Genomic DNA, 10,020 nt, shown 5'->3' with positions numbered 1-10,020 from the left:
GCTATCGCAGAGGGCAAAGAAATCGAAAAACGAATGGCGCATCAGACTAAACAATTTAACCAAAGACACTCGAGATTACGAATATCTCTTTTGAGTTTCCGGAATGACTACATTGGTTTACCGCGATCTAGATAAATATGAAACAAATCGATAGGTAAAAATTCACGACGAATTTTTAGGTTTTCCGCGTCGGGAACGCGTAAAACCGTGCCGGCCCGCGAGCGAGAACAAAAGGCTTTTTTGGTTCCTTTTGAGCCAGCAAAAGGAACTGGTGCGCTATCGAAGAGGGCAAAGAAATCGGAAAAGCATTAGCGCATCATACAAATCAGCTAATTTACCCATTACGCCAAAATAAAACGACTAATTGAGTAAATTATCAATCCCCCTTATAAACCCTCAGACAACGTAACCAATTTCTGATACCTTGATAAGCATAAAATCAACAACACAATAGCTGCTTGCTCATGCTTTATCATTCTGATGCCAATAACGCTACCATTCACGGAATTGCCGATCTGATCTTATCGATTGGGGAGCCGGAGTTCTTCGATAAACTGACTTACTTGCTACGTACGGCAGCGAGTTTTGATGATTACGTAATGCTGATTTATCACCCATCAAAAGCGCCGACGGTTTTATGCTCATCATTTGCGGTGGATGAAATTGCGGTGTGGGATAAGTACCTGCAAGGGGCGTATCTGCTCAGCCCGTTTTACGACTACTGCGCCAACCAAGGTAATGAAGGCTTAGTGACGTTAGATGAAATCGCGCCGGACGATTTTTACCACAGCGCTTACTATGAAGAGTATTTTCGCCCCTCACAGTTGATTGATGAAACCTGTTTTTGCGTCCAAGGGCAAAATAACAACGTCTACTTGCTGTCATTAGGTCGCACCGAAACCTTGGCCAAGTTTAATCAGCGAGTGCTCACTCGGCTGCGCGCACTGTATCCGATTTTAAGTTCGACGGTAAAAATGCACGATAATCAGAAACTGCCGCCAGAACGTGATTCGAACATGCAGGTAAAAGAGTATATCTATAACTTTGGCTCAGGCGTGTTGACGCCGCGTGAGAATCAAGTCATGCAGCTGCTTATTCGCGGTTATTCAAGCAAAGAAGCCGCACGTTTGCTGGAGATCTCTTACGAAACCGAACGAGTGCATCGTAAAAACATCTACAGTAAGCTTGAAGTCAGTTCACAGCATGAACTGCTAGCCAAGATCTTTGATGACTTAGTCAACCTCGAGCCAGCTTCCCACTTCCCAAGTTAAGCGTCTATACCTCAATCGGGTAATAGCCATGCCAAGTCGCTTGTCGCTAATCTGTAGTTAATCCACAACAGAGCGCGACAAGCCCATGAATGCCTTACATAGCGACCCATCTCAAACGGATGCTCTTCACACTAATGTTCGTCAAAGCGATGAACTGCGAATCAACGCCTCTCGATTACTGCAATTTATCAGCGATATGGCGCAAATTGGCGCGACGGTAAACGGCGGCTGTAACCGCCAAGCGCTGACGGATCTTGACCGCCAAGGTCGCGAATTGTTTCTTAATTGGTGCGATGCCATCGGTGGCAAACCGCGCCTCGACAGCATGGGCAATCTGTTTGTGCGCTTTGCTGGTGCGAACGACACGCTGGAACCGATTTTGATGGGCTCACATCTCGACACCCAGCCGACAGGGGGCAAATACGACGGTGTATACGGCGTATTGGCGGCGCTCGAAGTGATGACCACGCTAGCAGATAGCAACATTACTTTGCCGCGCCCAGTTGAAATTGCCGTGTGGTGCAACGAAGAAGGGGCGCGCTTTAGCCCGGCGATGTCGGGCTCCGGTGTGTTTGCTGGCAAGCTTAATCAGAGCGAAGTGTATCGCTCGCTTGATGATGATGGTGTGAGCTATTTGGATGCGCTGACCACAAGTTCGCAGCTTGGCATCGAGCCTTGCAAAGCGTTTCCATTTAAAGCGGCGCTTGAACTGCATATTGAGCAAGGGCCAATTTTAGAGGCCGAGCAACAAACCATCGGTGTGGTGTCTGGCGTGCAGGGCATGAATTGGTATCAAGTGACGCTTTACGGTGAGTCAGTGCACGCTGGGCCAACGCCGATGTCGATGCGTAAAGACCCGGTGCAGGGCATGGCGAAAGTACTTGGCAAACTGTTTAGTAAAACCGCCGAATATGGTGAGGCAGCGCGCCTCACCGTAGGTAAGATTTCGACTCATCCATCATCGCCTAACACTGTGCCGCAGCGTGTCACCTTTACTTTGGATGTTCGCCATCCGAGTCAAGCCAAGCTTGATCAATTATCGCAAGAAATTTTGGCGCTGTGCCAAAGCCATGCTGAGCCGCTGAGCACAGACATCGAAGTGTTATGGCAATCACCAGCGGTTGAATTTGATGCCACTTGCGTTGGCGCGATTGCACGCGCCGCACAGGCGCTCGAGCTGAGTTCAATGCCAATCGTTTCTGGCGCAGGACACGACTCGGTGTATTTGTCGAGTGTTGGGCCAACCGCAATGATTTTCGTACCGTGCAAAGACGGTATTTCTCACAATGAAAAAGAGCACACTGAGCCGGAGCAATTAGTCGCTGGCGCCAATGTTCTGCTTCACAGCTTAATTCAACTTTCAGAATAAAAGGATGTATCGAATATGAATTTTCCACTGCGTCGACGTCAGCTTGAAGGGGGCACAGAGCCGTTATCGGATTGGGGCATTTACTCCGAAACTGGCCGTTTACAAGAAGTGCTGGTGGGGCCGATTGATTTTTATGAGTGGCGCACCGGTAACTCAACTTCGCGTCGTCATGTCAACGCTGGCGCGCGCTATGACTTAGCGGTCGCCAAAGCCCAATATAACGAGATGCTGGATGTGTATCGCCAAGCGGACGTCAATGTCCATTTCCTAGGCGCGAAAGCGGAGCAACCCTACAGCATTTTTGCTCGCGACTCGTCGGTGATGACGCCGTGGGGACCGATCATCAGCCAAATGTACAGTCCGTGGCGACGTAGCGAATGGGTTACCGCGTTGGAATTTTACCAACAAGCAGGGATTCCAATTTACGACGTGGTCACGGCTGGCTGCTTTGAAGGCGGTGACTTTATGCTGATCGAACCTGGCGTGGTGCTGTGTGGTTATTCTGGCGAGCGCACCAGCGAAGCAGGGCTTGCTCAGGTGAAAAGTTGGTTTGAGAAAGAGGGCTGGGAGTTTTTTGCCGTCAAATTCGACTCGCACTTCTTACATATGGATGTGCAGTGCGTCATGGTCGCTGAAAAGTTGGCGGCAGTCTGTACTGCGGTTGTGCCTGATGAACTGTTGGCTTGGCTGAAAAGCAAAAACATCGACATCATTGATATTCCATACAAGCAGGCGATGGAGCTTGGCTGCAACATAGTGTCGCTTGGTGATGAACGAGTGCTGATTCCAGAGGAAAGCATCACGCTGAAACAGCAGTGTAACGCGCGCGGTTTAACTGTGTTTGACCCAGATATTGCCATGATCACCAAAGGTGGTGGCGGCGTGCACTGTATGTGTCAGGCGCTCAAACGCAGTGAAAAATAGTTAGCGCGTTTTAGTAACAACAGTAGAAGTGAGTCAAGGCGATGTCTCAATCGAGCAGCCAGCAAAAGCAAAGGGAAAATCGAGATGGAACTTGAGTTGTACCGAACCCTATGGGGTGTGAGCGAAGAGTTAAGCGTGATTGCGCCTAAGCTCAAACACGCCGGTTTTGATGGCATTGAAGCGCGAGTGATCTTGGATGCGCAAAAGCGCGCTGAGTTTCAGCGCCAACTCGAACAAAGCGGCCTTAACTATATTGCGATCATCTTTACTGGCGGCGATGTGATTCCGGACCAGAGTAGAACTGTGGATCAGCACCTAAAAGCGCTTGAAACTCAACTTGAGTACGCCAAAGCGCTCAACGCTAAGTTTGTGAACGTGCTGGCTGGCAACGATCGCTGGCCGATGGCGACTCAGGTGGATTTTTTTACTCGCGCGGTGGAGCTTGCTCGCCAAGCGGGCATTGTTTGCAGTTTTGAAACTCACCGTGGCTCGTCACTGTATAGCCCTTGGGTGACGCTGGAGCTGATGGAGCAAGTGCCAGACATGCTGTTTACCATGGACATCAGTCACTGGTTTTTAGTGTGTGAGCGTTTGCTTGACCGCCCCGAAGATGATTTAAGCGCCTATTTACAAAGAGTATTTCACATTCAAGCACGAGTGGGCTACGACCAAGGCGCGCAAGTGCCACACCCCGGCGCGCCAGAATATCAAGCGGCGTTGGCGTTTCATCAAAAGCTGTGGCAGCAAGTGTGGCAACACCATGTTGAGAGCGGGCGTACCACCACCACGATGACCGCAGAATTTGGCCCAGATGGCTATCTGCATCACTTGCCATTTACCAATGTGCCGGTGGCGGATTTGTGGTCACTTAACGATTGGATTGCTAAGGAAGAACGCGCGCATTTTCAGCGTTTTATCTCCGAGCTCAGCGAACAGTAGCGGCGGTTTTAATCAGTCGCGAGATAAGCGGATTAATGAAGGATGGAATCATGACAGACACAGCTAAATCGTTTACCGAAATTCCGGTGGTGAACGTCAAAGGATTATTTAGTGATGAGCTTGGCGAGCGGCAACGCGTTGCAGAGCAAATGGGCAAAGCTGCTCGTGAAGTGGGCTTTTTATATGTCACTGGTCACGGCATTCCTGCGGCGACTATCGAAGGGTTGCGCCAAGCGGCAAAACGCTTTTTCGCGCAGTCATTTGAGGAAAAAATGCGCTACTACATCGGTAGCTCAAAAACCCACAAAGGCTTTGTGCCTGAGGGAGAAGAGATTTACGGCACCGGCAAACCGGATAACAAAGAAGCGTACGATGTCGGCTTTCCCGCCCCAAAAGATAACCCGTATGTACTCAGCAATACGCCGTTGATTGGTGAAAATGAGTGGCCAGAGCTGGGCGATTTTCGCGAGCCGATTCTGGATTACTACACCACGGTGTTTGCTCTTGGGCGAAAATTGTTTTCTGGTTTTGCGCTGGCGCTTGGCCTTAGCGAAGATTACTTCGATGCCATGGTCACTTGCCCGCCCGCCAAGCTGCGCTTGATTCATTACCCGTACAATGGTGAAGCGGAAGACCGGCCTGGCATTGGCGCGCACACCGACTATGAGTGCTTCACCATGTTGCTTCCTGATCAGCCGGGTTTGGAAGTGATGAACGATGACGGCGACTGGATTGATGCGCCACCAATTCAAAATGGTGATGAAGAAGCGCTGGTGATCAATATCGGTGATATGTTAGAAGTATTAACCGCAGGCCAATTTGTGGCGACGTCGCACCGAGTGCGTAAAGTAGCGCATGAGCGTTATTCGTTCCCACTGTTTTTTGCCTGCGATTACGATACGTTAGTCAAGCCTTTGCCTTCGTTTGATGATGGCCAAAGCGAGTACAAGGAACTCAGTATCGGTGAGCATATGTACAGTCAAGCGCTGCAAACCTATCGCTATTTGCGCGAAAAAGTCGCCAAAGGCGAGCTCAGTTTGCCGCCGCGCGCCACTGGCGTTGCGACCTTTGGTCATCTTAAAAAACATAAAAGCTCACAGGCCGAACCCCAAGCTTAACGCATTCTGCGCTGGGCAAGGTTTTGGCCAGCCTAGCGCCAAATATAATGACGAAATCAAATATAAAGTCAGTTTTACATTACAGTCACAAGGAAGATATACCATGGAAAGAATCAAATCACTGTTGGTTGGCGCTATGTTGGCGACCACGCTAAGCTCAACGGCGGCGTTGGCGGCCAATACTCTAAACGATGGCAAGTTTGTCGTTGGTATGGAAATTACCTACCCACCGTTTGAGTCCTACGATGGCGACAAAGTGGTCGGTTTTGACCCAGACCTTACCGCGCTACTCGCGGGCAAAATGAGCCTCGACTACAGTTTTCGCGATAACAAATTTACCGGACTCATTTTAGGCCTTGACTCAGACAAGTTTGATGCGGTTATTTCTGGTATGTACATCATCCCTGACCGCTTGAAAAAAGCCGATGCGATTCCCTATGCACGTACTGGCGCGTCAATCATGGTGGTGAAAGGCAGCGACATCTCACCAAAAACCGAAAACGATCTGTGCGGTGTGAAAGTGGGTTTGCAGCAAGGCACCACTTGGGTGAAAGCGCTCAACGATCTGTCTAAATCTTACTGCGCGCCAAAAGGGCTAGAGCCGATTCACGTTCAAGAGTTCCCAACCGCGCCAGAAGTCACTCAGGCGTTAATGTCGCGCAATGTTCAGGCGCAACTTGAAATCGCTGGTGCAGCGCAGATGTTTGTTAAGCGCACCAAAGGCCGCGTACAAATCAGTTCAGACGACTTAGTATTCCCACAAACTCTGGGTATTTACGTCAAAAAAGACAATCCACTCAAAGCGCAGCTTGAGACTGCAATGGCCGAAATTAAGGCCGACGGTTCGTATTACGATTTGATCAAAAAATACGATCTCACCCCTGTAGAGAAGTAATATCGCGTGCCTTGGTCTGCGGGTTATCGCAACAAGCTTAGGCGGTTGTTGTAACGCAAAGGCCAGGGCGCACATATTGCGGATTCACACTCAAGCATGGCTTGAGAAGCTAGAAAGTCGCCGGAGTTACAATGAGTTTAGATTGGGAATATTTCTTTTCGCTATTTACCATGTCTGCGTTTTACCACGCGTGCGTGACCGTTATCGTGCTCAGCACGTTGTCGTGGGCGCTGGGCGCGGTGCTCGGTTTTGTGGTCGCGTGCGGTAAATTGTCGACCAAAAAATGGCTATCGTTGCCAACCTCGCTATTTGTATGGTTTTTTCGCAGTGTGCCACTGCTGGTGGTATTGGTGTTTGTCTACAACATGCCGCAGCTGTTTCCGTCCACCGGCGCCTATCTCGGTGTACCGTTTATCGCTGGGTTGGTGAGCTTGGTGGTCACCGAAGCGGCCTACATGGCGGAAATTCATCGCAGTGGTTTGCTTTCGGTGGCCAAAGGTCAGCGTGAAGCGGGCCATGCGCTAAGCATCGGCTTTCTGGGCGTGCAGCGCATGATCGTCATTCCGCAAGCGATTCGCGTATCGATGCCTGCGATGATTAATGAATTCGTCACCATCATCAAATTGAGTTCTTTGGTGTCGGCCATTTCGTTGCCAGAGTTACTGCAAACCGGTCAGCGCCTCTATTCACAAAACTTTTTGGTGATGGAAACCCTGCTTGCGGTGGCGGTGTATTACGTGGCGATCGTGACTATCTTTGGCTCAGTGCTGCACTGGGCAGAGAAGAAAATGGACATTCCATCGCGCGCACCGGAAACCCTATCAACTAAACAGTGCGAAAATTTGCGTAGTCAAGCGATTGCGGTGAGCAACGCTGTGCTGCCTAAAGTCGAAAAAGGCGCGCCCAATGCCCTTGAGCTGCAAGGTATTACCAAATCGTACGGTCGTCATCAGGTGTTGAAATCGATTGATCTCAAAGTGAAACCCGGCGAAGTGCTGAGCATTATCGGCCCGTCAGGTTCGGGCAAAACCACCTTGATTCGCACCATTAACGATCTTGAAAACATCGATGGCGGCGAAATCGTGCTGTACGGCGAGGACTACATCAAAGGCGGCACTATCAGCAACAAACGCCGCATTCGTGAAGGCATTAAACGCATTGGTATGGTGTTCCAATCGTTTAACCTGTTTCCGCACAAAACGGCATTGCAAAACGTGATGATGGCGCCTCGCTACCATGGCAAAGCCGCATCTTATGACGACGCTAAAAAACAGGCGCTATTTTTGCTCGACCGTGTGGGCTTATTGGCGCACGCCAACAAGTATCCACACCAATTATCTGGCGGTCAGCAGCAACGGGTAGCCATTGCGCGCTCACTGGCGATGTCGCCTGACATCATGCTGTTTGACGAACCGACTTCGGCGCTCGATCCAGAAATGGTTGGCGAGGTGCTTAAAGTGATTCAGGATTTGGCCAAAGAGGGGATGACGATGATCATCGTCACTCACGAAATGGATTTTGCCCTGTCGGTGTCAGATCGCGTGATTATGATGGAGAACGGCGTGGTGGCGATTGATGCGCCGCCAAGTGATATTTTGAATCAAGAAAACGATAGCCAAAGCTTTGAACGAGTTAAGGAATTTATGGGGAGAGCGGCTTGATGGATAGCCAAGAGAAACAATTACGCCAAGACTTAGCAGCTGCATATCGGTTGGCAGCGATGCTGGGCTGGGAAGATACCCTGTACACCCACTTTTCGGCGCGTTTGCCGGGGTCCGGGGAGCCACGTTTTTTGATCAACCCATTTGGTTTGATGTTTGATGAGGTGACGGCCAGTAACCTGATTGTGGTCGATGCCAATGGCGAAATCATCAGTGGCGATGCCAAATATAATCCGGCCGGATTTACTATTCACAGCGCGGTGCATATGGCGCGCGAAGACGCCCACTGCGTGATTCATACTCACACCCTAGCGGGTATGGCGGTGGCAGCATGCGAGAAAGGCTTGCTTAATCTCAATCAAATCAGCGCTGAATTTCACAATCAAGTTGGTTATCACGACTACGAAGGCGTGGCATTTAATTTAGAAGAGCGCAGCCGAATTCAAGCCTCACTTGGCAACAATATGGCGCTGATTCTGCGTAATCACGGATTGCTCAGTGTCGGCGAAACCGTAGCCGATGCGTTTCAGGTAATGTTTTATCTCAATAAAGCCTGTGAAATTCAGCTGGCTGCCGGGCAAATGGCTGGGCTTTCCGATATTCATGTCATTCCCGCTAAGCTCGCCGATTATGTTTCTGGTCAGTTTAAGAAAGTTGCTCATGAGCGCCATATTGTGTGGCAGGCGTGGCTGCGCAAACTTGAGCGTTTAGACCCATCGTATAAGGATTAAGCGCGTGAAACCTGTGGTTCTGATAGCAACCAACAATCCTGGCTATAACCAAACTCTGCTTGAGTGCGCGGCAAAATATCAACCGAGTGTGGATTGGGTGCTGGGCGATGACCCGCGCGCGGCCAAGGCGCACGTCGCGGCGTGTTGGTATCCAAGCTCAAGTTTGGCTGATGATTTTCCAGCGCTAAAATGTCTGCATTCCCTTGGCGCTGGCGCCGATAATCTCGGGTCGCTATTTGAATCAGGGCTTAGAATAGAGCGAATAGTCGATGCCGAGCAAAAGCATGGCATGTTTGAGTACGTACTGTGGGGCGTGCTTTATTACCAGCGCGATATGGACCGCTATCAAAGCTTTCAGCGCCAAAACCTGTGGCAAGGTTTAGCGCAGAAAAGCGCCAAAGATATCACCATCGGTGTATTGGGGCTTGGCGAAATCGGCGCCTACGTCGCCACGCATTTGGCGCAAATGGGTTATGTGGTGCGCGGTTGGTCGCGTTCGCAAAAAAAACTTACTGGCGTTGAATGTTTTAACGGCGCTGATGGGCTCGACAACGTGCTTGCAGGTCTTGATGTGGTGGTAAATTTGTTGCCATTAAATCGCGAAACCGAAGGGTTACTCAATGGTGAAACGCTGGCTAAATTGCCACAAAATGCGGCGCTGATTCACTGCGGCCGCGGCGCGCACTTGGTTGAAGCGGATTTAATCGCCGCTGTTGAAAGCCAGCGCCTGCGTGGCGCGTTACTTGATGTGTTTGCTACCGAGCCGTTACCTGCAGAGAGTAAACTTTGGCAGATGGAGCAAGTGGTTATTACGCCGCATATCGCTTCCAGCGCCAGTTTTGAGGCGATGGTGAAGCAGATTTCTGCTGTAGCGGAGGAGTATTTTTTAAGTTGAGATTGGGTTTGTTTGGTTCGGCTGGTTTGTATGATGCGCTCGACGCGCGTCGATTTCTTTTCTACTTGCGATAGCGCACCAGTTCCTGATTAGTCTACGTTTTAACTATCGTTCATTGGCCTTCAGCTTTGGTGAAGTGAGTTTGTATGATGCGCTAATACTTTTGCGATTTCTTTACCTTCTCCGATAGCGCACCAGTTCCTTTTGTTGGCGCAAA

The 10,020-nt window shown here is 50.1% G+C and carries 9 protein-coding genes and 1 pseudogene; all 10 read left to right on the top strand.

What is annotated here, in order from left to right:
- Positions 1-464: 464 nt before the first annotated feature.
- The 10 genes and pseudogenes from BLS03_RS24740 (at position 465) to BLS03_RS24700 (ending at position 9,803) form a co-directional block, all read left to right on the top strand.
- On the top strand, positions 465-1,271 hold the full coding sequence (locus tag BLS03_RS24740; RefSeq protein ID WP_093279512.1) for a helix-turn-helix transcriptional regulator: 807 nt from the start codon (positions 465-467) through the stop codon (positions 1,269-1,271).
- 85 nt (positions 1,272-1,356) lie between these two features.
- Positions 1,357-2,640, top strand: coding sequence for a M20 family metallo-hydrolase (locus BLS03_RS24735; RefSeq protein ID WP_093279511.1), 1,284 nt, complete (start codon positions 1,357-1,359; stop codon positions 2,638-2,640).
- 15 nt (positions 2,641-2,655) lie between these two features.
- Positions 2,656-3,564, top strand: a complete 909-nt coding sequence (locus tag BLS03_RS24730) for a dimethylarginine dimethylaminohydrolase family protein (protein WP_093279510.1) — start codon at positions 2,656-2,658, stop codon at positions 3,562-3,564.
- 84 nt (positions 3,565-3,648) lie between these two features.
- Positions 3,649-4,503 (top strand): sugar phosphate isomerase/epimerase family protein, encoded by an 855-nt coding sequence (locus BLS03_RS24725; protein WP_093279509.1) that lies wholly within the window; start codon positions 3,649-3,651, stop codon positions 4,501-4,503.
- A 50-nt stretch (positions 4,504-4,553) separates the two neighbouring features.
- Positions 4,554-5,621: an isopenicillin N synthase family dioxygenase gene (locus BLS03_RS24720; RefSeq protein WP_093279508.1), complete on the top strand. Its 1,068-nt coding sequence runs from the start codon at positions 4,554-4,556 to the stop codon at positions 5,619-5,621.
- Between the two features lie 103 nt (positions 5,622-5,724).
- Entirely contained in the window at positions 5,725-6,516 is a 792-nt protein-coding gene (locus BLS03_RS24715; protein WP_093279507.1) for a transporter substrate-binding domain-containing protein, read from the top strand.
- Between the two features lie 131 nt (positions 6,517-6,647).
- A pseudogene (locus tag BLS03_RS26100) lies at positions 6,648-7,295 on the top strand (amino acid ABC transporter permease); the annotation flags it as partial.
- Positions 7,296-7,433: 138 nt separating this feature from the next.
- Positions 7,434-8,177, top strand: a complete 744-nt coding sequence (locus tag BLS03_RS26095) for an amino acid ABC transporter ATP-binding protein (RefSeq protein WP_342720830.1) — start codon at positions 7,434-7,436, stop codon at positions 8,175-8,177.
- On the top strand, positions 8,177-8,908 hold the full coding sequence (locus BLS03_RS24705; RefSeq protein WP_093279505.1) for a class II aldolase/adducin family protein: 732 nt from the start codon (positions 8,177-8,179) through the stop codon (positions 8,906-8,908). The genes BLS03_RS26095 and BLS03_RS24705 overlap by 1 nt, the downstream gene beginning before the upstream one ends.
- Before the next feature lie 4 nt (positions 8,909-8,912).
- Positions 8,913-9,803 carry a 2-hydroxyacid dehydrogenase gene (locus tag BLS03_RS24700; RefSeq protein ID WP_093279504.1) on the top strand — a complete coding sequence of 297 codons (891 nt, stop codon included), beginning with the start codon at positions 8,913-8,915 and terminating at the stop codon, positions 9,801-9,803.
- The last annotated feature ends 217 nt before the right edge of the window (positions 9,804-10,020 follow it).

This window comes from Vibrio xiamenensis, assembly GCF_900100015.1.
In the GTDB taxonomy this organism is placed as follows: Bacteria; Pseudomonadota; Gammaproteobacteria; order Enterobacterales; family Vibrionaceae; genus Vibrio; species Vibrio xiamenensis.
This window is presented reverse-complemented; position numbering and strand designations above follow the sequence as displayed.

Bases quoted from the DNA above. Each gene is read 5' to 3' on its own strand.
- BLS03_RS24735 (WP_093279511.1), top strand. From the start codon at position 1,357: ATGAATGCCTTACATAGCGACCCATCTCAAACGGATGCTCTTCACACT.
- BLS03_RS24705 (WP_093279505.1), top strand. From the start codon at position 8,177: ATGGATAGCCAAGAGAAACAATTACGCCAAGACTTAGCAGCTGCATAT.
- BLS03_RS24715 (WP_093279507.1), top strand. From the start codon at position 5,725: ATGGAAAGAATCAAATCACTGTTGGTTGGCGCTATGTTGGCGACCACG.
- BLS03_RS24720 (WP_093279508.1), top strand. From the start codon at position 4,554: ATGACAGACACAGCTAAATCGTTTACCGAAATTCCGGTGGTGAACGTC.
- BLS03_RS24740 (WP_093279512.1), top strand. From the start codon at position 465: ATGCTTTATCATTCTGATGCCAATAACGCTACCATTCACGGAATTGCC.
- BLS03_RS24725 (WP_093279509.1), top strand. From the start codon at position 3,649: ATGGAACTTGAGTTGTACCGAACCCTATGGGGTGTGAGCGAAGAGTTA.
- BLS03_RS24730 (WP_093279510.1), top strand. From the start codon at position 2,656: ATGAATTTTCCACTGCGTCGACGTCAGCTTGAAGGGGGCACAGAGCCG.